We start from the raw sequence: 26,120 nt of genomic DNA, 5'->3' as shown, positions 1-26,120 counted from the left end.
CGCGCCGTGCCAGGATGGCGCCGGAGGTGGTCGACGTGCGGATCCTGGTCACCGGCGGCACCGGGCGGCTCGGCTCGGCGGTCGTGGCGCGGCTGCGGGCGGCGGGCGAGGAGGTCCGCGTGCTCAGTCGCCGGCCCGGCCCGGACGTCGTCCGCGGCGACCTGCGGACCGGGCGCGGCGTCGACACCGCCGTCTCCGGCGTGGACGTGGTCGTCCACTGCGCCACCGACTACTTCGGCCGGGAGACGCAGCTCGCGCGCACGCTGATCGAGGCGGCGCGGTGGGCCGGCGGCCCGCACCTGGTGTACGTCTCGATCGTCGGCGTCGACCGGGTCCCGCTCGGCTACTACCGGGCCAAGCACGACACCGAGCACCTGTTCGCCGCCTCCGGCCTGCCGTACACGATCCAGCGGGCCACCCAGTTCCACGGCCTGGTCCGCAGCCTGCTTTCCGGCGCGTCCCGGCTGCCGGTGCTGCCGGTCCCGCGGATCTCCTTCCAGCCCGTCGACGTCCGGGACGTCGCCCGGCGGCTCGCCACCCACGCACTGGACGACCCGGCCGGCCCGGCGCCCGACTTCGGCGGCCCGGAGATCCTCCGGGCGGCCGAGCTGGCCCAGGCGGTCGGCGAGGCGAGCGGGCGACGCCGGCGGATCGTGCCGCTCACGGTGCCGGGGGAGACGTTCCGGGCCTACGCCGGCGGTGGGCACCTGGCCCCCGGCCATCGCGAAGGCGAGATCACCTTCCGCGAGTACCTGGCCGAGCGAGTCGATCACGGGTAACCGGTCCATCCCGAAGATTCTTGACCGCCGGTCCGGATAGGTCATATGTTTGGCGGGCTTCGCGGCCGTTTTCCGCCCAACGCCGAACGGATGACCCATGCCCGAACTGCCTCTCCCGTCGTCGCGGCGGTCCTTCCTGAAGCTCGGTGGCGCGGTCGGTGCCGGTGTGGCGCTGGGCGGGCTACGTCCCTTCGGTGTCAACGCCGATGTCCTGCGCCCGGCCGTCGAGGAGCTCGTCCCCGAGTCGCGCGCCACCACGCTGTGGTATCCGTCGCCCGCGAGCGAGAACAAGATCATCCAAGAGGGCCTGCCGATCGGCAATGGTCGGATCGGTGCCCTCGTCGGTGGTGACCCGGCCGCGGACTTCCTCTACCTCGCCGACGCGTCGCTGTGGACCGGGGGCTCCAACGACGTCCTCCAGGACGACGGTCAGTTCCCCTACGAGACCGAGAAGTTCGGCACGCTCGGCCTGCTCGCGAAGCTGCGGATCGCGGTCCCGGCGCACACCGGCGTCACGGATTACCGGCGCACCCTCGACCTCAGCAACGGCCTGGTCGTCATCACCTACCGGCACCAGGGCGTGCAGTACCGCCGAGAGTACTTCGCGAGCCATCCGGACGACGTCGTCGTGATCCGGTTCAGCGGCGGGCCGGTCACCGGCTCGGTGACGCTGGAGCCCACCCGCGGCGAGCCGATGGCCGGCGCGGGGGCGTTCACCGGCCGCTTCGCCAACGGGCTGAAGTACGCCTGCACGGTGGCCGGCGGGACCACGTTCAGCGGCCGCGACCTCGTCATCGTGCTCAGCGGTGGCACGAACTACGTGCCCGACGCGGCGCGGAAGTTCCTCGACGCCTCGCTCGACACCCTGGCCCTGGCGAAGCGGAAGGCGGCCGCGGCGCTGGCCGCGGGCGGCGGCGCCCTGCGGGCCACCCACGTCGCCGACTACCGGCGGCTGTACGACCGGATGAGCGTGGACCTCGGCCCGTCGACGCCGGCGAAGCGCGCCCTCGACACGTGGTCGCGGCTGGTCGCCCGCCACGACGACCCGGGCGTGCCCGACCCGGAGCTGGAGGCGAGCTACCTGCAGTTCGGGCGCTACCTGACGATCACCGGCTCGCGCGACGGCCTGCCGATGGGCCTGCAGGGCCTGTGGCAGAACAACAACACGCCGGACTGGATGAGCGACTACCACACCGACATCAACCTCCAGATGAACTACTGGCTCGCCGACCGCGCGGCGCTGCCCGAGAGTTTCACTGCCCTGGCCGATTACTGCCTCGCGCAGCTTCCCGTGTGGACGGACAGCACGAACCGGCTGTTCAACGACCCGAGGAACCGCTACCGCAACACCAGCGGCAAGGTCGCCGGCTGGGCGGTCGCGTTCTCCACCAACATCTACGGTGGCTCGGGCTGGTGGTGGCACCCCGGCGGCAACGCGTGGCTGTGCAACTCGCTCTGGGACCACTACGCCTTCACCCAGGACAAGGCGTACCTCGCCCGGATCTACCCGCTGCTGAAGGGGGCGGCCGAATTCTGGGAGGCGCGGCTGGTCCCGATGACCGTCGACGGCCGTGAGGTGCTCGTCGACGACCACGACTGGTCGCCCGAGCACGGCCCGCAGGACGCCCGCGGGATCACCTACGCGCAGGAGATCGTCTGGGATCTGTTCGAGCACTACCGCGAAGCTGTCACGGTGCTGGGCCGGGACCGCGCGTACGGCGACCGGATCGCCGGGCTGCAGAAGCAGCTGTACCTGCCGAAGGTGAGCCCGTCGACCGGCTGGCTGGAGGAATGGATGTCGCCGGACAACCTCGGCGAGACCACCCACCGGCACCTGTCGCCGCTGATCGGCTTCTTCCCGGGCGACCGCATCGCCGCCGACACGGCACCGCGCGAGCTGCTCGACGGCGTCCGGGCGCTGCTGATCGCGCGCGGGATGGACAGCTACGGCTGGGCGACCGCGTGGCGCTCGGCGTGCTGGGCGCGGCTCAAGGACGCCGACCGCGCCTACCGGCTGCTGCTCACCGTGCTGCGGCCGTCGGTGGCGAACGGCAACGGCACCGCGCCCAACTTCTTCGACATGTACAGCCAGGGCAGCTACACGATCTTCCAGATCGACGCGAACCTCGGCGCGCCGGCCGCGATGCTCGAAATGCTCGTCCACTCCCGGCCGGGAGTGCTGGAGCTGCTGCCCGCGCTGCCCTCGGCGTGGGCGACGGGCCGGGTGACCGGGATCGGCGCGCGCGGCGGGTTCGAAGCCGACCTCGAATGGCGCGACGGGAAGGTCACCCGGGCGGTGATCCGCAGCGTCGGCGGCACCCGGCTCGAGGTGCGGGCCGGGACCTGGCGGCGGACGATCACCCTGCGGCCCGGGGCGTCGGTCACGGTCCGGCCAAGTTGAGACAGGTCCCTCGAAGGCGGCAGAGTTCGTGAAGGCCACCTTGAGGGACTTAGAGTTCGTGAAGGCCACCTTGAGGGACTTAGAGTTAGTGAAGGTGGCCTTCACGAACTTGCCGCCGCGCCCGGCACCCGCCGCATGAGGCCGTCCCGGCGCGGGGCCTGACCGACGCAGGGGAGAGGACACGATGATCCGCTGGGCGACGTTCGACTGCTTCGGCACGCTGGTGGACTGGCGCCACGGCATCACCACCGGGCTGGAGCTGCTGTTCCCCGGCCGCGGCGCCGAGCTGCTCGAGGTCTACAACGGCATCGAGCCGCAGGTGCAGGCCGAGGTGCCGGTGCGCCGCTACCGGGAGGTGCTCGCCGAGTCCGTGCGCCGGACCGCGGCCGAAGCCGGGCTCGAGCTGGTGGCGGACGACGCGTCGGTGCTCGGGACCGGGCTGCCGTACTGGCCGGTCTTCCCGGACACCCGGCCGGCGCTGGCGGCGCTGCGGGAAGCGGGCTGGCGGCTCGCCCTGCTGACCAACTGCGACCGCGACTTGATCGGCGAGACCCAGCGGCGGCTCGCGGTGCCGGTCGACGCCATCGTGACCGCGGAGGACGTCGGCGAGTACAAGCCCGGGCACGGTCACTTCCGGCGGTTCGCCGCGTCCTTCGACGCCACGGCCGCGAACTGGGTGCACGTGGCGCAGAGCCACTTCCACGACATGGTGCCGGCCCAGGCGCTGGGCATCCCGCGGGTGTGGGTCAACCGGCACGCCGGCCCGCAGGACCCGGCGGTGGCGGACGCGGTCCTGCCCGGCCTCGACGGCCTGACCGAGACGGTCGAGCGGGTGCACGCCGGAGCCCGCTGACCGCCGTCACGGGTGGCGCACCCCGGCCCGGCGGGGCGGGAACAGCGCGGCCCGCAGTGCCTTCCACGGCTTCGAGGCCGGCCGATCCCGCACCACCGGCAGCGGGCGCGGCCCGGCCCGGTACTCCATCTCCACCTGCACCCAGTCGTGGATCCAGTCGCCTCGCATGGTGGCTCCTAATCTTTCGTCGTGGAGCCGACGATCGTCCTGAGGGCTCCGCGACCGCATCGGGTGATCACGCAGTCCGGAGCCGCCGGAGCCCTTACCCGCTATCGTGACCCGGGTGGCCGCGACGACGTTCCTGTTCGTGCCCGGCGACCGGCCCGATCGCTTCGGCAAGGCGGTCGCCTGCGGCGCCGACGTCGTGCTCCTCGACCTCGAAGACGCCGTCGCCCCCGCGGCCAAGGACTCCGCGCGCGCCGCGGTGGCGGAATGGCTCGAGAGCAACCGGGCGATGGTCCGGATCAACGCGCCGGGGACACCGTGGTTCGCCGCGGACGCCGAGCTGGTGGCTGGGCGGGGCGTGCCGGTGATGGTGCCGAAGGCCGAGACGCCGGGCGTGCTTGCCGGGTTCCGCGAGGTGGTCGCCCTCGTCGAGACCGCGCGGGGAGTGGAAGGTGCCGGTGCGCTGGCGGCGGTGCCGTCGGTGCGACGGCTGGCGTTCGGCAGCGTGGACCTGGCGGCGGAGCTGGGAGTGGCGCCGGAGGACCGGGAGCCGTTCGCCTACGCGCGATCGCGCCTGGTGATCGCCTCGGCGGCGGCCGGGCTGGCCCCGCCGGTGGACGGCGTCACCACGGACCTGCGCGACGACTCGCGGCTGGACGAGGACGTCCGGTACGCGCGCCGCATGGGCTTCGGCGGCAAGTTGTGCATCCACCCGCGGCAGGTGGGGCCGGTCCGGGCCGGTTTCGCGCCGACCGAGGCGGAACGCGCCTGGGCCCGCCGGGTGGTGACGGCCGGGGACTCGGTGTCCGTTGTGGACGGCCGCATGGTGGACAAGCCGGTGCTCGCCAGGGCCCGGCACATCCTGGGGGAGTGAACCGTGGAACACCGGGTCGGGCTGCGCCGGCTCCGGCCGGGCGACGCCGAGTTCTGCTTCCGGCTGCACCGGCGTGCGCTCGGCGAGTACGTCGACGCGATCTGGGGCTGGGACGAGTCGGCGCAACGCGCCCACCACGAGAAGAACTTCGACGCGGCGCACACACAGGTGATCACCGTCGACGGCCGCGACGCCGGCGTGCTGACCGTCCTCGACGGCGGCACGGAGACCGTCCTCGGCCTGATCGAGGTCGACCCAGCCTACCAGGGCCGCGGCGTCGGCGGGCACGTCGTCCGGACGCTGCTCGCCGAAGCGGCATCACGCGGCCAGGACGTCGTGCTCGAAGTCCTCGACGTCAACACGCGGGCGAAGGCGTTCTACGAACGGCTGGGCTTCGTCGAGACCGGCCGTCCGCGCGAGCACAAGATCGCCCTGCGCTACACCGCACCCTGACGTCGCAGCGCCTCCGCGTCGAAGCCGAACTCGGTCAGGACCGCGTCCGTGTGCTCGCCGAGGGCCGGCACCGGGTCCATCCGCGGTGCCCGGCCCGGGACCGTGATCGGCGGCAGCGTCGCGCGGACCGGCCCGGCGGGCGTCGCGACCTCGGCGAACCGGTCGCGCGCGGTGAGCTGGGGGTGCGCCAGGACGTCCGGCAGGTCGCGGCGGCGGGCGTGCGCGATGCGGCCCGCCCCCAGCCTCGCCTCCAGTTCGGTGCCGGTGAGCGTGGCGAAGACCGCGTCGATCTCGCCTTCCAGCGCGGCCCGGTTCACCACGCGCGCGCTGCCCGTGGCGAACCGGGCGTCGGTGGCCCAGTCCGGGCGGGCGACCGCGTGCTCGCAGAACGCCGCCCACTCGCGGTCGTTCTGCACGGCCAGCACCACCTCGGTCCCGTCGCCCGCGGTGAAGGTGCCGTAGGGCGCGATCGCGGCGTGGCTGGTGCCCGTCCGCGGTGGCGGCGTCCCGCCGTACCCGGCGTAGTACAGCGGAAAGCCCATCCACTCCACCAGCGAGTCGAACAGGCTGATCTCGAGTTCGGTGCCCTGCCCGGTGCGCTCGCGGTCGTACAGCGCGGACAGGATGCCGGAGAACGCGTACATCCCGGCTCCGATGTCCGCGGCCGGGATGCCGCTCTTGGCCGGCTCCGCCTCGGACCCGGTGACCGAGACCAGCCCGGCTTCGGACTGGATGAGCAGGTCGTACGCCTTCGCGTCCCGGTACGGCCCGGTCGAGCCGTAGCCGGACACCGAGCACGTGATCAGCCGCGGGCGGGTGGCGCGCAGGGCGGCCGCGCCCAGCCCGAGCCGTTCGGCGACGCCGGGCGCGAAGTTCTGCACGAACACGTCGGCGCGGTCCAGCAGCGCGGCTATCACCCCGGCCGCCGCGTCGCTCTTGAGGTCGAGGGTGACGCTCTCCTTCGACCGGTTCAGCCAGACGAAATGACTGGAGAGGCCGTGCACGGTCTCGTCGTAGGCGCGGGCGAAGTCGCCGCCGCCCGGCCGCTCGATCTTGAGCACCCGGGCCCCGAGGTCGGCCAAGTGCCGGGTGGCCAGCGGGGCGGCGACCGCCTGTTCGCACGACACGACCGTGACGCCGTCGAGGGGGAGGGAGCGCATGGCGGCATCCTGCCACCCGGCACCGGTATGACCGGGCCGGATCGGCTGGAGTTTCGGGCAAAACCGTTGACGCCTCCCGAACCGGGCTTGCAATCTGAATCGATCAGCTGACCCCGGCGAGCGGCGAACGAGGTACCCGATGGGCAGGGTGCGGCAGACCGACATCGCGCGCGTGGCCGGGGTTTCGCAGGCGACGGTGTCGGTCGTGCTCGGCGGCAACCGCACCGGGGTCCGGCTGGCGGAGTCGACGCGGCTGCGGGTGCTGAAAGCCGCGGAGCAGCTCGGGTACGCCGATCCGCTGGCGAACCAGCAGGCGGGCCACGACCTCTTCGGGATCTGCGCCGCCACCCCGGCGTTCGAGGCGCACCAGGCGATCCTGGCCGGCATCGAGGCGGAGGCGGCCGCGCTCGGCAAGGACCTGATCATGTTCACCGCGCCCGGACCCGGGTTCCTTCGCCGTACCCGGCTCGCCGACGGCTGCCTGTTCCTCGGTGGTCCCACCCCCGTGGAGCAGCTCGCCACCGGGTACCCGATCGTCCACATCGGACGCCGCCAGGAGCCCGGCGGCTGCGTTCCGTGGGTCGACGCCGACTACGCGTCGGCCTCGGCCGAAGTGCTCGCCCGGCTGCGCCGGGCGGGGCACCGGCGGATCCGCTACTTGCGCGAGCCCGGGGACACGCCGGCGGCGCGCGAACGCGAACGCGGGATCGGCGCCGATCCCGGCTCGGTGGTCCGCACCGACGGCACCGTTCTCGCGACGGCGATTCGCGGCTGGCTCGGCGAAGGCGTGACCGCGCTGGTGGTGGACGAGGCGGTGTGCGTCCCGGCGCAGCGAGCCCTGCGTGCGGCGGCGGTGTCGGTCCCCGGCGACCTTTCCCTGGCCGTTCTCGGCCGCCCGCCGTCCGGTCCCGAGATCAGCGGCTTCGAGGTGCCGCGGCGCGCCCTCGGCCGCGAGGCGGTGCGGCTGCTGGCGTCCGTCGTGGCCACGGGAGCAGGCGAGCACCGGCTGCTCGCCTGCCCGCCGGTGGCCGGGGCGACGATCGCGCCCGTCGCTTGAACCGTCAGGACAGGGTGCCGTTGTAGTCGGGCAGCTTGAAGGTCCGCTCGGCGTGCCCGCCGTCGAGGTCGGTCAGGTTGTTGCCGATGTTCGCGACGATGGTGTACCCGGCCTGCTCGATGGCGACCCGGGCCTTGGTCTTGTTGGTCTGCACCGGGTCGAAGTTGAACAGGGGACGCAGGTAGAGCCCGTCGTTCGGGTAGCCGACCGCCTTCAGGTTCCCCTCGGTCGGCCATCGGAGCACTTCGGTGCGGTCACTGACGAACAGGACCGCGGCGCCCTTGGCCTGGGCGAGCTTGGCGAGCGCGAGGACCGGCTTGACGGCGGGGGTGGTGAACGCGGGGTTGTAGTAGCTCTCCAGGCTGGTGTTGTCGATGTCGAGCACGATCGCGTTCCGTCCCCCGGGGACGGCGAGCCGCTGCTCGAGGTAGGCGGCGGCCGGCGTGGTGACCGCGGTGACGTCGGCGATCCAGGTGGCGTAGGCCGGCGCGGCGGCCGCCACCGCGGCGGGCGTCGCGGCGGGCCGGGCATCGGCGGTGCCGGCGCTCCCGAGCAGCAGCAGGACGGCGGAAGCGGTGCCGGCCACGGCGAGGCGGGCTTTCGAGGGTGACATGACTGACAGTCCACCAGCCGGTGCCGGGCCAACGTACCGGCAAGTAGCCGAATTTGTTTCATGTTTGTCGCGGGTCGGGAAACCGGGGCGCGTCGAGTGCCCGGTTCGGGCAAGATTCACCCGGACCCAAGGACGACCGGGGGAGCACGGCATGGCCACAGCCAGTGAGAGCGCCGCCAAGCTGGCGGTGCTCATCGACGCGGACAACGCGCGACCGGGGATCACCGAGGCGCTGCTGGCCGAGGTCGCCAAGTACGGCACCGAGCACGTGAAGCGCGCCTACGGCGACTGGACCGGGACGAGCCTGAAAGGCTGGAAGGATCAGCTGCTGGCCCAGTCGATCCAGCCGATCCAGCAGTTCGCGTACACCACCGGCAAGAACGCGACCGACGCGGCGATGGTCATCGACGCGATGGACCTGCTGTACTCCGACCGCTTCGACGGGTTCTGCATCGTCTCCAGCGATTCCGACTTCACCCGGCTGGCGGCGCGGCTGCGCGAATCGGGTCTGACCGTGTACGGCTTCGGTGAACGCAAGACACCCAAGCCGTTCGTCGCGGCGTGCGACAAGTTCATCTACGTCGAGAACCTCGGCTACCCCGGCAGCGCGGCCGAGCCGGCCGACGCGGTGCCGGCGCAGAAGCCGTCCGCTCGCGCCGACCAACTCGCGGCTGACCTCGCGTTGATGGCCGTGCTGCGCAACGCGGTGGAAGCCGCTTCCGACGACGACGGCTGGGCCTCGCTGTCCGCCATCGGCAACATCGTCACGAAGCAGCGTCCGGACTTCGACTCCCGCACCTACGGTTACGCCAAGCTCAGCGATTTGATCACCGCGACGACACTGTTCGAGATGAGCCGCCGCAGCCCCGGCGAGAGCAAGCCGCCGGTCATCTACGTCCGCGACCGGCGACGGCAGGCCGAACCTGTATAACGTCGTATCCGGCGGCGCCAATGATAGGAATGGCCGGTGACCGAACCGAACCTGATCGAAGCCGCCGCGGCCGAAGCCGTCACGCTGACCAGCGAGCTCATCCGCATCGACACGACCAACACCGGCGATCCCGACACGCTGGTCGGCGAGCGGGCGGCGGCGGAGTACGTGGCGGAGAAGCTGACCGACGCCGGCTACGAAATCACCTACGTCGAGTCGGGCGGGAAGAACCGGCACAACGTGATCGTCCGGCTCGAAGGCGCCGACCGGTCGCGGGGTGCGCTGCTGATCCACGGGCACCTCGACGCCGTGCCCGCGGACGCCTCGGAGTGGTCGGTCCACCCCTTCTCCGGCGCGATCCAGGACGACTACGTCTGGGGCCGCGGCGCGGTCGACATGAAGGACATGTGCGCGATGGCGCTCGCGCTGGCCCGGCACTACAAGCTGAACAACATCGTGCCGCCGCGTGACCTGGTCTTCGCGTTCCTGGCCGACGAGGAGGCCGGCGGTCACTACGGTGCCCAGTGGCTGGTCGAGAACCGGCCCGAGCTGTTCGAAGGCGTCACCGAGGCGATCAGCGAGGTCGGGGGCTTCTCGATCACGCTCAAGGACGACGTCCGCGCCTACCTCATCGAGACGGCGGAGAAGGGCATCCGCTGGATGAAGCTGCGGGTGCGCGGCACCGCCGGGCACGGCTCGATGATCCACCGCGACAACGCGGTCACGAAGCTGGCGGAGGCCGTGGCCAAGCTCGGCAACCACCGCTTCCCGCTCGTGCTCACGGACTCGGTGAAGGAGTTCCTCGCCGGCGTCACCGAGATCACCGGGTGGGACTTCCCCGAGGACGACCTGGAGGGCTCGGTCGCCAAGCTGGGCAACATCTCCCGGATGATCGGCGCGACCCTGCGGGACACGGCCAACCCGACCATGCTCACCGCCGGCTACAAGTCGAACGTCATCCCGTCGGTGGCCGAGGCGGCGGTCGACTGCCGGATCCTGCCGGGCCGCCTGGAGGCCTTCGACCGCGAGCTCGACGAGCTGCTCGGCCCGGACATCGAAAAGGAGTGGATGGAGCTCCCGCCGGTCGAGACGACCTTCGACGGCGCGCTCGTGGACGCCATGACCGCCGCGGTGCTGGCCGAGGACCCGGGTGCGAAGACGCTGCCGTACATGCTGTCCGGCGGCACCGACGCGAAGTCGTTCCAGGAACTGGGCATCCGCAACTTCGGCTTCGCCCCGCTCAAGCTGCCCGCGGATCTCGACTTCTCGGCGCTGTTCCACGGCGTCGACGAGCGCGTGCCGGTCGAGGCGCTCAAGTTCGGCACCCGCGTGCTGGACCGGTTCCTGCGCACGTCCTGATGACCGGGTTCGCGCTCGCCGACGGCACGCCCCTGCAGGTGATCCGCAGGGGCGACCCGGCCGCGCCGGTGACCGTGGTGTTCGTCCACGGCTACGCGCTCGACCAGCGCAGCTGGGGTCGCATCGCGCCGCTGGTCCCGGACGCGGCCGGCGGGCCGGTGGCCGTGCTGACCTACGACCAGCGCGGTCACGGCGGATCGGGCCGGGCGCGGCGCGGCACCGCGACCATGGCGCAGCTCGGCGACGACCTCGCCGAGCTGCTGGCCCGCGAGGTGCCCGAGGGCCGGGTGGTGCTGGTGGGCCACGACATGGGCGGCCTGGCCGTGATGTCGCTGTCGCAGCGGCACCCGGAGCTGTTCGCCGCGCGGGTGTCGGGCCTGGTGCTGCTGGCGACGTCGTCGGGCACGCTCGCCGCCGAGGTGTCGGCCGCCTGGCCGAACGCGCTGGGCAAGCTGGCCCGCGACCTCGAAGCGGTGCTCGGCTCGAAGGTGTTCGGCGTCGTGCGCGAGCACACCAGCCGGGCGGTCAGCGCGGGACTGCGCTGGTGGCTGTTCGGCGACGACCCGGACCCGGACCTGGTCGAGCTGACCGTGAAGATGATCCGCGGCAACTGGCCCCACACCGTGTCGCTGTTCCGCCCGGCCATGGACGCCTACGCGCGCGACGCCGCGCTGGCCCAGGTCGCCGACCTGCCGGTGACGGCGATCGTGGGGGAGCGGGACCGGATCGTGCGCGCGTCCGATGTGGAGCAGTGGGTCCAGGGCCTCGGCAACGGGACGGCCGTGGTGCTGCCCGGAGTCGGGCACGTCGTGCCGCTGGAGGCCGCGGCCCAGGTGCTGCCGCGGGTCGTCGCGCTGGTCAACGCGAGTCAGCGGAGCTGAGCGCGCGTCCCCGCGGCGAGGAAGATCGGCACGGCGACGAACAGCCGGTCGTCGCGGGCGCGAGCCTCCTGCTCGGCCAGCCAGGCGCCGTCGCCACCGAGGTTGGCGAGCACCGGCAGGACCGCGGCGTCGGTCCAGACGAGCGTGTGGACCTCGACCGTGACGTCGGTGAACCCGTTGTCCAGCAGGAGGTTCCGGTACCGCCGCGCGATCCGCGGGTGGGGCATGCCGTCCGCGCGCGTGTGGACGATCGACCGGGTGCGGGCCGGATCGTCGGAGTCGATGACGAAGGTGTCCCAGTCCTGGCCGGTGAGCACCGCGCGACCGCCCGGAGCCAGCACATGGCGGGCCTCGGCGACCGCGAGTGCGGGGTCGGGCAGGACGTGCAGGACCTTGTCGGCGCGGTAGCCGGTGACCGAGCCGGCGCCGAGGGGCAGCGCGGTGGCGTCGGCGACGTGGAATTCGCCCGCGGGCCAGCGGGCGGCGGCCGTTTCGACCATGGCCGGGTCGGCGTCGACGCCGATGGCCCGCACCCCGCGGGCGGCGAGCTCGCCGACGGCCCGCCCGCCGCCGCAGCCGACGTCGACCACGACGTCGCCGAGGGCTTCGTAGGTGCGTTCCCGCAGGCCGGTGGCTTGCGGACGGTCGTCGAGGGCGTCGAGGAGGCTGAGCAACGTGGACATGGCGCCCATCCTGCGACTTAATGCCGGGATGAAGTCAATCGGCGAAGTGGCGGCCCGGTTCGGATTGCCCGCGCACGTGCTGCGCTACTGGGAGGCGGAAGGGCTGCTGGCTCCGGCCCGGGCGGGCGCCGGGCGCCGCTACACCGACGCGGACCTGCGCCGGGTGGCCGCGATCCTGGTCGCGAAGGAAGCCGGGTTCGAGCTCGCGGACATCCGGACGATGCTGAGCGCCCGGTCCGCGGCCGGCCGTGCGGCGATGGCGGCCCGCCAGCGGGACCGGCTGCGGGCCCGGATCGCCTGGGCCCAGGCGGCGCTCGAGCTCCTGGAGGGCGACTGCCTGCACGACGACCTCATGACGTGCCCGCACTTCCAGCACCTGCTGGACCGACAGCTCGAGCGTTCTTGACAACTTCTCTGTTCGGTTGGATGCTGGGCGCATGTTTCCCGTGGCGGTGATCGAAGACGCGGCGGCGGCCGAAGTGTCGCTGGACCCGGTGCGGGCCCGGCTGCTGGCCGAACTGGCCGAGCCGGCCTCGGCGACGATGCTCGCCGCGCGCATCGGCCTGCCCCGCCAGAAGGTCAACTACCACCTGCGCGCGCTGGAGAGCCACGGCCTGGTGGAGCTGGTCGAGGAACGCCGCAAGGGCAACGTCACCGAGCGGATGATGCGGGCGACGGCGGCGTCGTACGTCATCTCGCCGACGGCGCTGGCCGCGGTGCAGCCCGACCCGGCCCGTTCGCCGGACCGGCTCTCGGCCCGCTGGCTGCTGGCCGTCGCCGGCCGGCTCGTGCGCGACGTCGGCCTGCTGATCACCGGCGCGGCCAGGGCCGAGCAACGCCTGGCGACGTTCGCGCTCGACGGCGAGGTGCGGTTCGCCTCCGCCGTCGACCGGGCCGCGTTCGCCGAAGAGCTCACCGCCGCGGTCACCGCGCTGGTGGGGAAGTACCACGACGAGGCGGCCGAGAAGGGCCGCTCGTACCGGGTGGTCGTCGCCGTGCACCCGAGTGTCCCGGAGGAGTCCTGAGGTGGGGTACGAGTTCGAACTGACCGACGTCGCCGAAGTCGGGGCGACGCCGGAACAGGTGTGGGACGCCATCGCGACCGGGCCGGGCATCGACTCGTGGTTCATGGGCCGCAACGAGGTCGAAGGCGGCACCGGCGGCACGGTCCGCGGCGCCTTCGGCGCGTACCGGCCGGAGTACCGGATCCGCGAGTGGGACCCGGCTGAGAAGCTCGCCTACGGCAGCGACCCTGCGCCGGACGGACGGCGGATCGCCTACGAGTTCCTCATCGAGGGCCGGGCCGGCGGCAGCACGGTGATCAGGTGCGTCACGAGCGGCTTCCTGCCGGGCGACGACTGGGAGGACGAGTTCGAGGCGATGACCACGGGCGGCGAGCTGTTCTTCCGCACCCTGGTCGAGTACGTCACGCACTTCGCGGACCGGACCGCGGTGCCGGTGACCGCCTTCGGCCCGCCGGTGGGGGACTGGGACTCGGCGTGGACCCGGCTCGCCACGGAGCTGGGCCTGCCGGCCCGGGCCGCCGAGGGCGACCGGGTCCGGATCGAGCCGGGCGGCCAGGACGGCCTGGACGGCGTCGTGTACGCGGTGAACGACCAGGCGGTGGGCGTGCGGACGGCGGACGCGATGTTCCGGTTCGTGCGCGGCTTCCAGGGCGCGATGGTCGCTTGCCACCACCTGTTCGCCCCGGGCACCGACGTGGACGCCGAGGAAAAGGCCTGGGTCACGTGGCTGAACCGCGTGTTCGGTTGACAGTCGAGTGGAATACATCGATTCTCGATATATGCCTCGCATCCTCGTGGTCCCCCTCCAGGCTTTCCTGGCCGTCGCGTTCCTGGCCGGCCTGTACGCGCAGATCGTCATCATCCCGGTGACCGCGGCCGACCAGGTCGAGCTCTTCCCGCCCTACGCGCCGTTCCGCGTGCCGCTCGTGACGGCGGCGATCGCGTTCGTCGCCTGCGGGCAGGTCGCGCTGGCCGGGCTGGGCATGCTGCTGCTCCGCGCGAGCCGCGGCACGGTCTTCGAGCCGTCCGCGCTTGCCTGGGCGAACGTCGTGGTGGGCGCGGTGGTGGCGGCGACCGCCGTCACCACCGCGGTGTTCGGCTACGTCACACTCGCCGACATCCCGTCGCCGACCGACGGCATGGACATCATCGGCGTGTGGCTCGGCACCGCCGCCGCGGCCGCCGCGGGAACGACCGCCGCCCTGCTGCTGTTCGCCGGGCGGCACCTGCTGGTCAAGGCGATCGGCCTGCGCACCGAACTCGACGGCGTCGTCTGAGTAGTCGGCTAAAGAAGTTGCCCGCGCTGCCATGATCGGCCCATGGACCAGCCCACGTTGCGCACGGACCGGCTCGAACTCGTGCCGCTCGCCGACGAGCACCTCGAGTACGAGGTCGAGCTGGACGCCGACCCCGAGGTGATGCGCTACCTCACCGGCCGGGCCATGACCCGCGCGGAAACCGAAGCCGCGCACCGGCGGCGGCTGGCCGCCGGACGTGACGGGCTGGGACTGTGGGCGGGCTTCGCCGAAGCCGGATTCGTCGGCTGGTGGCTCCTGCGCCCACCCCACGGCCCGGACCAGCCGGCGGTCGAGGGCGAGGCCGAACTCGGCTACCGGCTGCTGCGGGAGCGGTGGCGCCGGGGCTACGCGAGCGAGGGAGCGCGGGAGCTCGTCCGGTACGGCTTCGCCGAACTCGGGCTCGACCGCGTCTTCGCCCAGACCATGGCGGTCAACACCCCGTCGCGCGCGACGATGACCGCGTCCGGGCTGTCCTTCGCCCGGGCCTACATCTCCGCCGGAACCTACGACGATCCCATCGCCGGGGCCGAACAGGGCGAGGTCGAGTACGAGATCACCCGGCCCACCTGGACGTCGGTCTGCCGCAACTGGTCGTGAGCGGTAAGCAGGGTTCTGGCGAACGGTCTTTGCCGACCCACGTTGTCAGCAGGGCCAACTCACCGCCCGGAACGGCCAATTCACGCACCGGAACGGCCAACTCGCCGGCGGTGTGGGTGAGTTGGCCGTTCCCGCGGGTGAGTTGGCCGTTCCGGGCCGGTCGGCGCAGACGCCCGCCGCGCCGTAGGTAGTCAAGTGACCGTCGGCTCTAACCCGAATTACCACTCACGACCACCAGCCACGGCTGACGGTGAGTGTCCCTGCAGTACTAGGTCGGTAGCGCGCCGGGCAGGCTCTGCGCCGTCTTCTTGCGGCGCAGCCAGACCCGGCGCGTGCCGTCGGCGTACAACCGCACAGTGCGCAGTTCCCAGCCCGCGAACTCCGCGTGGATGGAGAGCTGGATCGCCGCCGCACGCCGGGACACACCCGGCGGGAGGTGCAGACGGCGATACTCCCAATCCCCTTCGACCACCGCCTCGCTGACCGCTGTCATGGCTGGATCACCTGGGCCCCTTCTCCGGCGGCCGAGCCGACGATCACCCGGCCGCTCTTCTCGTCCACCCCGACCGAGTCCGGCTGGCGCACGGTGGGGAACCGGTACTTCTCCACGGGCTCGCCCCCGCGGACATCGAACCCGACCACTTCGTTCCGTGCGGTGAGCGTCACCCACGCCAGGCTGCGCGTCGCGTCATAAGCGATCCCGTACGCCCCACCGGGCACCGGATAACGCTGTCGCAGGATCAGCGGCCCCGCCGAGAATGCCAGCAGCGCCCCCGCCCGCGCGTCCGTCACCAGCACCCGCCCGTAGGAGTCCGCCACCGCGTTCGCGGCACCGTCGCCCGCCCGCAAACCCTCGTCGACCTTCCCCGCCGCGACGTCCACCGAGAACACCGCCGTCCGCAGCCGATCCAGCACCACCACACCGTCCCCGGTGTCGACCACGTCATCGGCGCTGTAGAGCTGCCCGCCGATCGTCCGCGCCGGACCCGCCGACGGCAGCACCCGGATGTCCTTGCCCGCCCCCATCGCGACCAGCCGATCCGACCCGTACGCGATGCTCGACGCCGGCTGCCCGCCCGTCTTCGTCTCCGTCAGCTTCCGGTCCGGAAACGTCAGCTGCTGCACCACACCCTGATCCGGCTCGGCGATCTCGATCCGCCCCGGCGCCGCCGTCAGCCGCGAGGCCGCGCCGTATAACGGCATATTCACCGGGGGTGACGTAGGTGCGTTCAAGTCGTACAACAGCAGAGCGGGGGGCGAAGGAACGGCCACGACCAGGGTCGACGTCTTCGCGTCCACGGCCACCGCCGACACCGAGCCGGAACCCAGCACCTGACCGGCGGGTTTCACGGTCACGGCGGGGGAGACGGCCGGGCGTGCGGCCGTCGGGTTCGCCACGATCTGCAGGTCGTCGGAGGTCGACTTGGCCGACGAACAGCCCGAGAGCACGAGGACACCGGCGAGCGGGATCGCGATCCACGACACGGCGGCGAGCCGACGCACGTTGTGGCCTCCAGATGTCCCTCGGCGGGCGGTCTTCACCAGCATGCTCCTTGATCCCCGTGCCGTCACGTGCGTGTCACCGAACAGACACCTGGCGCTCACCGCGGCCAGCGTTCGGGGTAGCCGACCTCGATCGCGCTGACGTCGTCGAGTGCGGACCGGATGGCGGGCGGGAGGGTGATGGCCTCCGCCGTCAGCGAGCCGGTGAGCTGGCCGGTGTCGCGGGCCCCGACGACCGGGGCGACGACGCCGGGCCGGTCGCGGACCCAGGCCAGGGCCACCGCGAGCGGCGACGTGCCGAGGCCGTCGGCGGCGGTCGCGACCGCCTGCACGATCCGGGCGGCGCGGTCGGTGCGGTGGTGCTCGACGTAGCCGGCGTAGGCGCTGTTCGCGCCGCGGGAGTCGGCGGGCGTGCCGGTGCGGTACTTGCCGGTCAGCACACCCCGGCCCAGCGGCGCCCACGGCAGCAGGCCGATCCCGTGGTGTTCGGCCGCGGGCACGACCTCGCGGTCCACCCCGCGCTCCAGCAGCGAGTACTCGACCTGGGTGGACACGATCGGCGCGAGCGCCGAGGCACCGGCGGTCGCGGTGGCCAGCTGCCAGCCCGCGTAGTTCGAGACGCCGACGTACCGGACCTTCCCGCTGGTCACGGCGTACTCGAGCGCGGAGAGCGTCTCGGCGAGCGGGACGCAGTCGTCCCAGGCGTGGAGCTGCCACAGGTCGATGTGGTCGGTGCCGAGCCGCTTGAGCGAACCGTCGAGCGCGGTGAGCAGCGCGCCGCGCGAGGCGCCGCCGCCGAAGGGGCCGTCGTCGCGCTTGGCGACGGCCTTCGTCGCGAGGACGACGTCGTCGCGGGGCACGAGGTCGCCGAGCAGCGAGCCGAGTACCCGCTCGCTCTCGCCTTCGCCGTAGATGTCGGCCGTGTCCACCAGGGTGCCGCCGGCGTCGACGAAGGCGACCAGCTGGCTGGCCGCCTCCTCCGCGTCCGTGTCGCCACCCCAGGTCATGGTGCCGAGCGCCATCCGGGAGACGCGCAGTCCCGAGCGGCCGAGCAGTCGCTTTTCCACGACCGCCGAGCCTAGTGGGCTGCCCCGTCCGGAGGAGACCAAGGTGAGTCGTGTCGCGATCAAGGCCCCCGTTAGGGTCTGGCCCCGTGCGACTCGGACTCAATCTCGGCTACTGGGGAGCGGGGAACGACCCCGCGAACCTGGCCCTGGCGAAACAGGCGGACGAACTCGGCTACGCGGTCGTGTGGGCCGCGGAGGCCTACGGCTCGGACGCGGTGACCGTGCTCTCGTGGATCGCGGCGCAGACGACGCGGATCGACGTCGGTGCCGCCGTGCTGCAGATCCCGGCCCGCACCCCGGCGATGACGGCGATGACCGCCGCGACGCTCGACACGCTGTCGGGCGGCCGGTTCCGGCTCGGTCTCGGCGTGTCCGGCCCGCAAGTGTCGGAGGGCTGGCACGGCGTCCGCTTCGCCTCGCCGGTGAGCCGCACGCGCGAGTACGCCGAGATCGTGCGGACGGCGTTGCGGCGGGAACGCCTGAAGTTCGAGGGCGAGCACTTCACGCTGCCGCTGCCGGACGGCCCGGGCAAGGCGCTGCGGCTGACCGTCCGCCCGGCCCGCAAGCACATCCCGCTCTACCTGGCCGCGATCGGCCCGAAGAACCTGGAGCTGGCCGGGGAGATCGCCGACGGCTGGCTGCCGGTGTTCTTCTCGCCGGCCCACGCGGGGGAGCAGCTGGCCCACGTCCGCGCCGGTGCCGAGCGGGCCGGCCGCAGCCTGGACGGCTTCGACGTCGTCCCGTCCGTGCCGCTGGTGCCCGGCGACGACTGGCGGACCTGCGCGGACGCCGTCCGCGGCTACGCGGCGCTCTACCTCGGCGGGATGGGGAGCAAGGAGAAGAACTTCTACAACCGGCTGGCGTGCCGGATGGGATTCGCGGCCGAGGCCGCCGAAGTGCAGGAGAAGTACCTGGCCGGCGACCGGGTGGGGGCGATGGCGGCGGTACCGCCGGAGTTCCTCGACGCGACGTCGCTGCTGGGCCCGAAGGAACGGATCGCGGAGAAAATGACCGAATACGCCGAAGCCGGCGTGACCACCCTGTCGGTGTCGCCGTACACGCCGGAACCGGCCGCAGCCCTGCGCACGGCCGTCGAGGCCCTGGACCTGGCGGGGGTGGCCTGACGTGGGCTGGTTCGAAGCACTGGTCCTGGGCCTCGTCCAGGGCCTCACCGAGTTCCTCCCGATCTCCTCGAGCGCGCACCTGCGGATCGTCGCGGCGCTGGCCGGCTGGGACGACCCGGGCGCGGCGTTCACCGCCGTCACCCAGATCGGCACCGAGCTGGCGGTGATCATCTACTTCGGGCCGAAGATCGGGAAGATCCTGCGGGCCTGGTTCTTCTCGCTGTACAAGGCAGAGTGGCGCCGCGACCCGGACGCCCGGCTGGGCTGGCTGATCATCGTCGGCTCGCTGCCGATCGTGGTGCTCGGGCTGCTGCTGCAGGACCAGATCGACAGCGCGTTCCGCGACCTGCGGATCACCGCGACCGTGCTCATCGTGTTCGGCGTGATCCTGCTGATCGCCGACCGGATCGGGAAGCAGGACCGCACGCTGGACGACCTGACCGTGCCGCACGGGCTCGGGTTCGGCTTCGCGCAGGCACTGGCCCTGATCCCCGGCGTGTCCCGCTCGGGCGGCACCACCAGCGCGGGCCTGCTGCTCGGCTACACCCGCGCGGAGGCAGCGGAGTACTCGTTCCTGCTGGCGCTGCCGGCGGTGTTCGGCTCGGGGGTGTACAAGCTCAAGGACATCGGCTCGGGCAACGTGCCTGCCCAGTGGGGTCCGACGATCCTGGCCACGCTGGTCGCCTTCGGCGTCGGGTACATCGTGATCGCGTGGCTGATGGCCTACATCAAGAAGCGCAGCTTCGTGCCGTTCGTGGTGTACCGGCTGGTCCTCGGCGTGCTGCTGTTCGTGCTGATCTTCACCGGCGCGCTCGACCCGAACGCCGGGCCGGTCGGCCACTGACCAGCCACTGACCAGCTGATGGCAGGTCTGCCGCGGCTTGTCGTGAGTGGTAATTAGGGTTCTAACCCTAATTACCACTCACGACCAGTGCGGTAGGGGCGTCCGGGTGATCGGTCCCCACGTAGGGTGGGGCTCGTGAGTACGGTCATTCTGCTCCGGCACGGCAAATCGACGGCCAACGGATCCGGCGTCCTGGCCGGCCGGTCCCCGAAGGTCAACCTCGACGACACCGGGCGCGCCCAGGCGGACAAGCTCGTCGAACGCCTCGACGGCGTGCCGCTGGCCGGGCTCGTCGTGTCGCCCATGCTGCGGTGCAAGCAGACGGTCGGCCCGCTGGCCGCCGCCCGCGGCCTCGACAAGGTCGTCGAGCCCGGGCTGTCCGAAGTGGACTACGGCGACTGGACGGGCAAGGAGCTCAAGCACCTGGCGAAGGAGCCGCTCTGGCGGGTCGTGCAGGGGCACGCCTCGGCCGCGGTGTTCCCCGGCGGCGAAGGGCTCGCGGCGATGCAGGCACGCTCGGTGGCCGCGGTCCGCGCCCACGACCGGCGGATCACCGCCGAGCACGGCGACCACGCCGTCTGGCTGCTGTGCAGCCACGGCGACGTCATCAAGTCCATCCTGGCCGACGCGCTCGGCCAGCACCTCGACGCCTTCCAGCGGATCGTCGTCGACCCGGCGTCCATCTCGGTCGTGCGCTACACCGAGACCCGGCCCTTCGTGATGCGGGTCAACGACCCCGGCGGCGACCTGCGCGGCATCGTGCCGCCGGAACCCAAGCCGAAGCGCGGCAAGAAGGCCACGCCGAGCAGCGACGCGGTCGTGGGCGGTACCACGGGCCGGTGACCCCGGCCACCTCCGGAAAGCGCTGACATCGACACCGGGGGACCCCGTAGGGTGGCGGGACCGAGTGTTGTCCCCGACCAGGAGCCTGCCCGATGATTTCGCCGGACAATCCGTTCGCCGCACCCAGCGAGCTGCCCTACGCCCTGCCGCCCTTCGACCGGATCTCCGACGAGCACTACCGGCCCGCGTTCGAGGCCGGGCTGGCCGAGCACGCGGCGGAGATCGAGCAGATCGCGGCCCAGGACGCCGAGCCGACGTTCGAGAACACCATCGTGGCCCTCGAGCGCGCCGGCGAGCTGCTCGGCCGGGTGGCGAGCGTGTTCTACAACCTGTCCGGTTCCAACAGCACCGACGAGATCCAGGCCATCCAGGCGGAGTTCGCGCCGAAGCTGGCCGCCCACCACGACGCCATCCACCTCGACCCGCAGCTGTTCGCCCGGATCGACGCCCTCCACCGGCGCCGCGGCGAACTCGGCCTCGACGAGGAGTCGCTGCGGCTGCTGGAACGGCGGCACACCGACTTCAGCCGGGCCGGCGCCGGCCTCGGCGAGGCCGAACAGACCCGCCTGCGCGAGCTCAACGAGCAGCTCTCCACCCTGCAGACCACGTTCCAGCAGAACCTGCTCAAGGACACCAACGAGCTCGCCGTCGTCATCGACGAACGCGCCGAGCTCGACGGCTTCGGCGAAGGCGCGATCGCCACCGCGGCCGAAGCGGCGTCCGCGCGCGGCGAGGACGGCAAGTACGTGCTCACGCTGAGCCTGCCGACGAGCCAGGCCTCACCGCTGGAGACCCTGCGCAACCGCGACGTCCGCGAGCGCATCCACACCGCGTCGATGGCCCGGGGCAACCGCGGCAACGATCTCGACAACAACACCGTCGTCGCCGAGATCGTGCGCCTGCGCGCGGAACGGGCCGCCCTGCTCGGCTACCCCAACCACGCCGCGTACGTCATCGCCGACGAGACGGCGAAGACCGCCGAAGCCGCCGCCGGGCTGCTGGAACGGCTGGCGCCCGCCGCGGTCGCGAACGCCCGCGCCGAAGCCGCCGAACTCCAGCAGCTGCTGGAAGCCGACGTGCCGGGTGCGAAACTGCGGCCGTCGGACTGGCCGTTCTACGCCGCCCAGGTCCGCCGCGAGCGCTTCGAGGTCGACACCGAGGCACTGCGCCCGTACTTCGAGGCCGACCGCGTGTACCTCGACGGCGTCTTCTTCGCCGCGACCAAGTTGTACGGCCTGACCTTCACCGAACGCGACGACCTGCCCAAGTACCACCCGGAAGTCCGGACCTTCGAGGTCTTCGACGCCGACGGCACCCCGCTGGGCCTGTACCTGCTCGACCTCTACACCCGCGACGCCAAACGCGGCGGCGCCTGGATGAACACCTTCGTCGACCAATCCGAGCTGCTCGGCCGCCGGACGGTCGTGGTCAACGTCCTCAACGTGAACAAACCGCCGGCGGGGGAGCCGACGCTGCTCACCTTCGACGAACTCGTCACCGCGTTCCACGAGTTCGGCCACGCCCTCCACGCGCTGGTCTCCGCGGTCCGCTACCCGACCTTCTCCGGCACCAACGTCCCCCGCGACTTCGTCGAGTACCCCTCACAGGTCAACGAGATGTGGATGCTGTGGCCGGAAGTCCTCGCCCACTACGCGAAGCACCACGAGACCGGCGAGGCCCTGCCGCAAGAGCAGGTCGACAAGCTGCTCGCCGCCCAGCAGTACGGCGAAGGGTTCTCCACCACCGAATACCTCGCGGCGTCCCTGCTCGACCAGGCCTGGCACGGCCTCGGCGTCGACGACCGGGTAGAGGAGGTGCAGCGGTTCGAAACGGAAGCGCTCGTGAAAGCCGGCGTGGCCGTCGACGCCATCCCACCCCGCTACCGCACCACCTACTTCGCCCACATCTTCAGCGGCGGCTACAGCGCCGGGTACTACTCCTACATCTGGAGCGAAGTCCTCGACGCCGACACCGTCCAATGGTTCCGCGACAACGGGGGACTGACCCGCGCCAACGGCGACCACTTCCGCCGCACACTGCTCGGCCGCGGCGGCAGCATCGACCCCATGGACGCATTCCGCGCCTTCCGAGGCCGCGACCCCGAGATCGAGCCGCTCCTGGCCCGCCGAGGCCTCGGCGGGGTCTGAAACAACCCGATCACTCTGGTGATCTCTCCAAGTGTATAACGGCCTATACGCCCGGGCGATCTTTCAAGAAAATCGCCCGGGCACCTTTTCGCACGAAGAACAGCAACGACGGGGAAGGTCAGCCGCCGGTCACGATGTGGTCGACGAACCCGTAGGTAAGGGCTTCGTCCGCGTCGAACCAGCGGTCGCGGTCGGCGTCGGTGGTGATGCGGTCGACGGTCTGTCCGGTCTGGCGTGCGGTGATTTCGGCGATGCGGCGTTTCATCCTGCCGAAAACCTCGGCCTGGATGGCGATGTCGGCGGCGGGGCCGCTGATGCCGGCCGAGGGCTGGTGCATGACGATGCGGGTGTTGGGCAGCAGGTAGCGCTTGCCCGGGGTGCCGGAGGAGAGCAGGAACTGGCCCATGGAGGCGACGAAGCCGAGGCCCCAGGTGGAGACGTCGGGTTTGACGAGCTGCATGGTGTCGTAGATGGCCATGCCGGCGGTGACGGAGCCGCCGGGTGAGTTGATGTAGAAGGTGATGTCCTTGGCGGGGTCGTCGGCGGCGAGCAGGAGCAGCTGGGCGACGATCCGGTTGGCGACTTCGTCGTTGACTTCGGAGCCGAGGAAGACGATGCGGTCGCGCAGGAGCTGTTCGTAGACCGAGTCGTGGGGGGCTTGGCCGGGGGTCTGCAGGTCGGGTACGGCGAGAAGGGTCATGGGGCGACGGTAGGGCCGAAGATCGCCGGGTGGCGGCGGTTTCGCTGTGAGCGTGCGGTGTTCGCTTCAGGCGATGCGGAGAGTCTGTTCCGCGGATCTCTGAACCCGCGGTGTCCTCGTCAAATAGGTGGATGTGGGGTCCGGGGTGCGGAGCTAGCGTCGGGCGTGCTCGAGTCGGCCCCAACCGTGAGGACAGCGATGAACAGGATCGAAGAAGCCGCCGGCGCACAAGCCGGCACGCTCGTTCGTTTGCAGGTCGAGTTTCCGGTGACGCCGGTGAGCTGCGCGGCCGCCACGGCGGCCGCGGCGGCGAAAGTGACTACGCACGCGGGTGCGCGGGCGTTCGGGAAGGCCGCCGGGTTCGGGCTGGCTTTCATCGCCGCGACGGCTGCGGCCTACGGTGCCGGGGTGGCCGGTGGTTACGCCGAGCCGCGCGATGATCTGACCGGTGAGGTCGGGGGTGTGCGGGGCGGTCTGAGTGCCGAGGCGTTGCTGCAGGCGCGGACGGATCTGCTGGCTGCCTGAGCGTCCGGGTACGAGAAGGGGCCGCCGTCACGTGGTGACGGCGGCCCCTTCTTCGTTCGGGTGGCTCAGCTTCAGATGAGGCCGAGCTTCTGCACGGTGTCGCGTTCCTCGACGAGTTCGGCGACGGAGGCGTCGATGCGGGCGCGGGAGAAGTCGTCGATCTCGAGGCCCTGGACGATCTTGTACTGGCCGTTCTCGGCGGTGACCGGGAAGGACGAGATGAGGCCTTCGGGGACGCCGTAGGAGCCGTCGGAGGCGACGGCGGCGGAGGTCCAGTCGCCGGCCGGGGTGCCGTTGACCCAGGTGTGGACGTGGTCGATGGCGGCGGAGGCGGCCGAGGCGGCGGAGGAGAGGCCGCGGGCTTCGATGATGGCCGCGCCGCGCTTGGCGACGGTGGGGATGAAGTCGCTTTCGAGCCAAGCCTGGTCGACGGCGTCGGCGACGCTCTTGCCGCCGAATTCGGCGTGCTGGACCGAGGGGTACTGGGTGGCGGAGTGGTTGCCCCAGATGGCGAGCTTCTTGAGCTCGGTGACGGGGACGCCGAGCTTCTTGGAGAGCTGGGCGAGGGCGCGGTTGTGGTCGAGGCGGGTCATCGCGGTGAAGCGGTCGGCGGGCACGTCGGGGGCGTGCGAGCGGGCGATGAGGGCGTTGGTGTTGGCGGGGTTGCCGACGACGAGGACCTTGATGTCGTCGGCGGCGCCGGCGTTGATGGCTTCGCCCTGGGGCTTGAAGATGCCGCCGTTGGCTTCGAGGAGGTCGCCGCGCTCCATGCCCTTGCTGCGGGGGCGGGCGCCGACGAGGAGGGCGATGTTGGTGCCTTCGAAGGCCTGCTTGGGGTCGTCGAAGATGTCGGTGCCGGCCAGCAGCGGGAATGCGCCGTCTTCGAGTTCCATGGCGGTGCCCTCGGCCGCCTTGACCGCCTGCGGGATCTCGAGGAGCCGCAGCTTCACCGGGACGTCCTGGCCGAGGAGCTGACCGGACGCGATGCGGAAGAGCAGCGCGTAGCCGATCTGGCCGGCGGCGCCGGTGACGGTCACGTTGACTGGGGCTTGGGTCATTGCGGTTCTCCAGCTTGAGACGACTTTGGCTAGTGCTGTGGAGCCTATCCCTCCTGGGCGTTGCGGGTCGGGTGCGTCCAGTCACTGTTGCGCGGATCGCTTTCGGGGGTCCGGGTGGCGGAGCCCCCGGCCCGGGGCGGAGCCCCGGTTGTCACAGCTCGCTTTTCGGGGGTCCGGGTGGCGGAGCCCCCGGCCCGGGGCGGAGCCCCGGTTGTCACTGCGCGCTTTTCAGCTGTCGGCGACGTTGGCGGCGAGGCGGCGGAGGAGGTCGGCGAGCTGGGCGATCTCGGCGTCGGAGAGGCCTTTTCGCATGCGTTCGTCGTGGGCGATGGCGGCCGAGGCGAGCTTGAGGAAGAGCTGTTCGCCGTCGTTGGTGAGTTCGACGAGGTGGACGCGGCGGTTGGCGGGGTCGCGGCGGCGGGTGACGAGGCCGGCGTCTTCCATGCCGTTGAGGTGGTGGGTGAGGGTGGCGCCTTGGATGCCGACGGTGTCGGCGAGTTCGCGCTGGTTGGCGGCGGGGGTGGTTTTGAGGGAGATGAGGATCTGCCAGACGGGCTGGGAGCCGCCGGCGGCGGCGAGGGCGTGGTCGAAGGCGCGGCCTGCGGTTTTGGCGGTGCGGGCGAGGATGACGCCGATGGGGGCGGTGGTGGGTGCTGGCACGTCGGTGACCTTAGCGCAGATGCCGAGAAGTCTAAGCGTTTGACATCTAACGGTTAGACTTCTAATGTTGAGGCATCGAACGGAAGGGGAACACGATGAGCACCGAAGAGCAGGTCCGCGAATTCGGCCGGGTGTGGGCCGCGGCGGAGGAACGTGGCGACACCTCGACGTTGGCGGGCCTGGCGACCGACGGGTTCCGCCTGGTCGGGCCGTTGGGGTTCGTGCTGGACCGTGACCAGTGGCTGGCGCGCTACGACGGCGGCGCGCTGGTGACCGAGAAGCTGGACTGGGCCGAGGTCGAGGTCCGAAGCTTCGGCGCCACCGCGATCGCGATCGGCGTGCACGAGCAGGTCGCGACCCACCAGGGAAACCCGGCGAGCGGCCGCTTCCGCGCGACGCACGTGCTGGTCCGCGAGGACGACCGGTGGCGGCTGGCCGGGATCCACCTGAGCCCGATCGGCGGCCCGCCGCCGTTCGCTCCCGGTGGGCCGCGGCCGTGAGCGTCGAACCGGACCGGCGG

30 protein-coding genes are annotated in these 26,120 nt (G+C 71.7%); 20 read left to right on the top strand and 10 right to left on the bottom strand.

The window, feature by feature from the left end; genetic code table 11:
- Window positions 1-14 precede the first annotated feature (14 nt).
- The 3 genes from ACLJQF_RS38665 to ACLJQF_RS38655 all read left to right on the top strand — a co-directional run bounded on the left by ACLJQF_RS38665 (window position 15) and on the right by ACLJQF_RS38655 (window position 4,033).
- On the top strand, window positions 15-779 hold the full coding sequence (locus tag ACLJQF_RS38665; protein WP_410615246.1) for an SDR family oxidoreductase: 765 nt from the start codon (window positions 15-17) through the stop codon (window positions 777-779).
- A 97-nt stretch (window positions 780-876) separates the two neighbouring features.
- The gene (locus ACLJQF_RS38660; RefSeq protein WP_410615245.1) at window positions 877-3,180 is read left to right on the top strand and encodes a glycosyl hydrolase family 95 catalytic domain-containing protein; all 2,304 of its coding nucleotides are present in this window, start codon (window positions 877-879) and stop codon (window positions 3,178-3,180) included.
- A 184-nt stretch (window positions 3,181-3,364) separates the two neighbouring features.
- Window positions 3,365-4,033 (top strand): HAD family hydrolase, encoded by a 669-nt coding sequence (locus ACLJQF_RS38655; RefSeq protein ID WP_410615244.1) that lies wholly within the window; start codon window positions 3,365-3,367, stop codon window positions 4,031-4,033.
- Between the two features lie 6 nt (window positions 4,034-4,039).
- Here the strand turns inward: ACLJQF_RS38655 and ACLJQF_RS38650 are convergent, their stop codons facing one another.
- Window positions 4,040-4,201 carry a hypothetical protein gene (locus ACLJQF_RS38650; RefSeq protein WP_410615243.1) on the bottom strand — a complete coding sequence of 54 codons (162 nt, stop codon included), beginning with the start codon at window positions 4,199-4,201 and terminating at the stop codon, window positions 4,040-4,042.
- Between the two features lie 115 nt (window positions 4,202-4,316).
- Here ACLJQF_RS38650 and ACLJQF_RS38645 point away from each other — a divergent pair, with 115 nt between their 5' ends.
- A complete protein-coding gene (locus ACLJQF_RS38645; protein WP_410615242.1) occupies window positions 4,317-5,072 on the top strand; it encodes an HpcH/HpaI aldolase/citrate lyase family protein in 756 nt (251 codons plus the stop codon).
- Between the two features lie 3 nt (window positions 5,073-5,075).
- A complete protein-coding gene (locus ACLJQF_RS38640) occupies window positions 5,076-5,525 on the top strand; it encodes a GNAT family N-acetyltransferase (RefSeq protein WP_410615241.1) in 450 nt (149 codons plus the stop codon).
- Here ACLJQF_RS38640 and ACLJQF_RS38635 read toward each other — a convergent pair.
- Window positions 5,510-6,685 (bottom strand): CaiB/BaiF CoA transferase family protein, encoded by a 1,176-nt coding sequence (locus ACLJQF_RS38635; RefSeq protein WP_410615240.1) that lies wholly within the window; start codon window positions 6,683-6,685, stop codon window positions 5,510-5,512. The genes ACLJQF_RS38640 and ACLJQF_RS38635 overlap by 16 nt on opposite strands.
- Window positions 6,686-6,824: 139 nt before the next feature.
- On the opposite strand from ACLJQF_RS38635, the gene ACLJQF_RS38630 reads away from it, so the two are divergent.
- Window positions 6,825-7,742 (top strand): LacI family DNA-binding transcriptional regulator, encoded by a 918-nt coding sequence (locus ACLJQF_RS38630; protein WP_410615239.1) that lies wholly within the window; start codon window positions 6,825-6,827, stop codon window positions 7,740-7,742.
- Between the two features lie 4 nt (window positions 7,743-7,746).
- Here ACLJQF_RS38630 and ACLJQF_RS38625 read toward each other — a convergent pair whose 3' ends face one another.
- A complete protein-coding gene (locus tag ACLJQF_RS38625; RefSeq protein ID WP_410615238.1) occupies window positions 7,747-8,355 on the bottom strand; it encodes an HAD family acid phosphatase in 609 nt (202 codons plus the stop codon).
- Between the two features lie 151 nt (window positions 8,356-8,506).
- On the opposite strand from ACLJQF_RS38625, the gene ACLJQF_RS38620 reads away from it, so the two are divergent.
- From ACLJQF_RS38620 to ACLJQF_RS38610, 3 genes are read left to right on the top strand one after another with little or no spacing between them, the layout of a single operon-like run.
- Window positions 8,507-9,286, top strand: coding sequence for an NYN domain-containing protein (locus tag ACLJQF_RS38620; RefSeq protein WP_410615237.1), 780 nt, complete (start codon window positions 8,507-8,509; stop codon window positions 9,284-9,286).
- A 36-nt stretch (window positions 9,287-9,322) separates the two neighbouring features.
- Entirely contained in the window at window positions 9,323-10,645 is a 1,323-nt protein-coding gene (locus ACLJQF_RS38615) for a M20/M25/M40 family metallo-hydrolase (RefSeq protein WP_410615236.1), read from the top strand.
- Window positions 10,645-11,526, top strand: coding sequence for an alpha/beta fold hydrolase (locus tag ACLJQF_RS38610; protein ID WP_410615235.1), 882 nt, complete (start codon window positions 10,645-10,647; stop codon window positions 11,524-11,526). The genes ACLJQF_RS38615 and ACLJQF_RS38610 overlap by 1 nt, the downstream gene beginning before the upstream one ends.
- On the opposite strand, the gene ACLJQF_RS38605 is transcribed toward ACLJQF_RS38610, so the two are convergent.
- Entirely contained in the window at window positions 11,514-12,209 is a 696-nt protein-coding gene (locus tag ACLJQF_RS38605; protein WP_410615234.1) for a methyltransferase domain-containing protein, read from the bottom strand. The genes ACLJQF_RS38610 and ACLJQF_RS38605 overlap by 13 nt on opposite strands.
- 28 nt (window positions 12,210-12,237) lie before the next feature.
- Here ACLJQF_RS38605 and ACLJQF_RS38600 point away from each other — a divergent pair, with 28 nt between their 5' ends.
- Genes ACLJQF_RS38600 through ACLJQF_RS38580 form a run of 5 tightly spaced genes read left to right on the top strand, consistent with a single transcriptional unit; the run spans window position 12,238 to window position 15,129 of the window.
- Window positions 12,238-12,615: a MerR family transcriptional regulator gene (locus tag ACLJQF_RS38600; RefSeq protein WP_410615233.1), complete on the top strand. Its 378-nt coding sequence runs from the start codon at window positions 12,238-12,240 to the stop codon at window positions 12,613-12,615.
- A gap of 31 nt (window positions 12,616-12,646) precedes the next feature.
- The gene (locus ACLJQF_RS38595; RefSeq protein ID WP_410615232.1) at window positions 12,647-13,234 is read left to right on the top strand and encodes an ArsR/SmtB family transcription factor; all 588 of its coding nucleotides are present in this window, start codon (window positions 12,647-12,649) and stop codon (window positions 13,232-13,234) included.
- Window position 13,235: 1 nt separating this feature from the next.
- Window positions 13,236-13,982: an SRPBCC family protein gene (locus ACLJQF_RS38590; RefSeq protein WP_410615231.1), complete on the top strand. Its 747-nt coding sequence runs from the start codon at window positions 13,236-13,238 to the stop codon at window positions 13,980-13,982.
- 31 nt (window positions 13,983-14,013) lie between these two features.
- Window positions 14,014-14,511 (top strand): DUF2975 domain-containing protein, encoded by a 498-nt coding sequence (locus tag ACLJQF_RS38585; RefSeq protein WP_410615230.1) that lies wholly within the window; start codon window positions 14,014-14,016, stop codon window positions 14,509-14,511.
- 42 nt (window positions 14,512-14,553) lie between these two features.
- Entirely contained in the window at window positions 14,554-15,129 is a 576-nt protein-coding gene (locus ACLJQF_RS38580) for a GNAT family N-acetyltransferase (protein WP_410615229.1), read from the top strand.
- A 268-nt stretch (window positions 15,130-15,397) separates the two neighbouring features.
- Here the strand turns inward: ACLJQF_RS38580 and ACLJQF_RS38575 are convergent, their stop codons facing one another.
- From ACLJQF_RS38575 to ACLJQF_RS38565, 3 genes are all read right to left on the bottom strand, one after another.
- On the bottom strand, window positions 15,398-15,622 hold the full coding sequence (locus ACLJQF_RS38575) for a DUF5703 family protein (RefSeq protein WP_004561940.1): 225 nt from the start codon (window positions 15,620-15,622) through the stop codon (window positions 15,398-15,400).
- Window positions 15,619-16,632: a YncE family protein gene (locus ACLJQF_RS38570; RefSeq protein ID WP_410615228.1), complete on the bottom strand. Its 1,014-nt coding sequence runs from the start codon at window positions 16,630-16,632 to the stop codon at window positions 15,619-15,621. The genes ACLJQF_RS38575 and ACLJQF_RS38570 overlap by 4 nt, the downstream gene beginning before the upstream one ends.
- 98 nt (window positions 16,633-16,730) lie before the next feature.
- On the bottom strand, window positions 16,731-17,699 hold the full coding sequence (locus ACLJQF_RS38565; RefSeq protein ID WP_410615227.1) for an aldo/keto reductase: 969 nt from the start codon (window positions 17,697-17,699) through the stop codon (window positions 16,731-16,733).
- Window positions 17,700-17,785: 86 nt separating this feature from the next.
- Between ACLJQF_RS38565 and ACLJQF_RS38560 the strand changes: the two genes are divergently transcribed.
- From ACLJQF_RS38560 to ACLJQF_RS38545, 4 genes are all read left to right on the top strand, one after another.
- The gene (locus ACLJQF_RS38560) at window positions 17,786-18,823 is read left to right on the top strand and encodes an LLM class F420-dependent oxidoreductase (RefSeq protein ID WP_410615226.1); all 1,038 of its coding nucleotides are present in this window, start codon (window positions 17,786-17,788) and stop codon (window positions 18,821-18,823) included.
- Between the two features lies 1 nt (window position 18,824).
- Window positions 18,825-19,667: an undecaprenyl-diphosphate phosphatase gene (locus tag ACLJQF_RS38555; protein ID WP_410615225.1), complete on the top strand. Its 843-nt coding sequence runs from the start codon at window positions 18,825-18,827 to the stop codon at window positions 19,665-19,667.
- Between the two features lie 135 nt (window positions 19,668-19,802).
- Entirely contained in the window at window positions 19,803-20,510 is a 708-nt protein-coding gene (locus ACLJQF_RS38550) for a histidine phosphatase family protein (RefSeq protein WP_410615224.1), read from the top strand.
- Between the two features lie 92 nt (window positions 20,511-20,602).
- Window positions 20,603-22,657 carry a M3 family metallopeptidase gene (locus ACLJQF_RS38545; RefSeq protein ID WP_410615223.1) on the top strand — a complete coding sequence of 685 codons (2,055 nt, stop codon included), beginning with the start codon at window positions 20,603-20,605 and terminating at the stop codon, window positions 22,655-22,657.
- Window positions 22,658-22,775: 118 nt separating this feature from the next.
- On the opposite strand, the gene ACLJQF_RS38540 is transcribed toward ACLJQF_RS38545, so the two are convergent.
- Window positions 22,776-23,357, bottom strand: coding sequence for a ClpP family protease (locus tag ACLJQF_RS38540; protein WP_410615222.1), 582 nt, complete (start codon window positions 23,355-23,357; stop codon window positions 22,776-22,778).
- Window positions 23,358-23,555: 198 nt separating this feature from the next.
- Between ACLJQF_RS38540 and ACLJQF_RS38535 the strand changes: the two genes are divergently transcribed.
- Window positions 23,556-23,882 carry a hypothetical protein gene (locus ACLJQF_RS38535; RefSeq protein WP_410615221.1) on the top strand — a complete coding sequence of 109 codons (327 nt, stop codon included), beginning with the start codon at window positions 23,556-23,558 and terminating at the stop codon, window positions 23,880-23,882.
- Between the two features lie 71 nt (window positions 23,883-23,953).
- Here the strand turns inward: ACLJQF_RS38535 and ACLJQF_RS38530 are convergent, their stop codons facing one another.
- Complete coding sequence (locus tag ACLJQF_RS38530; protein ID WP_410615220.1) at window positions 23,954-24,940, bottom strand: malate dehydrogenase; 987 nt, start codon at window positions 24,938-24,940, stop codon at window positions 23,954-23,956.
- Window positions 24,941-25,168: 228 nt separating this feature from the next.
- Window positions 25,169-25,600, bottom strand: a complete 432-nt coding sequence (locus ACLJQF_RS38525; protein WP_410615219.1) for a MarR family winged helix-turn-helix transcriptional regulator — start codon at window positions 25,598-25,600, stop codon at window positions 25,169-25,171.
- A 95-nt stretch (window positions 25,601-25,695) separates the two neighbouring features.
- Here ACLJQF_RS38525 and ACLJQF_RS38520 point away from each other — a divergent pair, with 95 nt between their 5' ends.
- Window positions 25,696-26,100: a nuclear transport factor 2 family protein gene (locus ACLJQF_RS38520; RefSeq protein ID WP_410615218.1), complete on the top strand. Its 405-nt coding sequence runs from the start codon at window positions 25,696-25,698 to the stop codon at window positions 26,098-26,100.
- Window positions 26,101-26,120 lie beyond the last annotated feature (20 nt).

The organism is Amycolatopsis sp. lyj-109, assembly GCF_046548995.1.
Lineage (GTDB): Bacteria > Actinomycetota > Actinomycetes > Mycobacteriales > Pseudonocardiaceae > Amycolatopsis.
The sequence above is the reverse complement of the archived record's forward strand: the minus strand, read 5'-3'. Positions and strand labels throughout refer to the sequence as shown.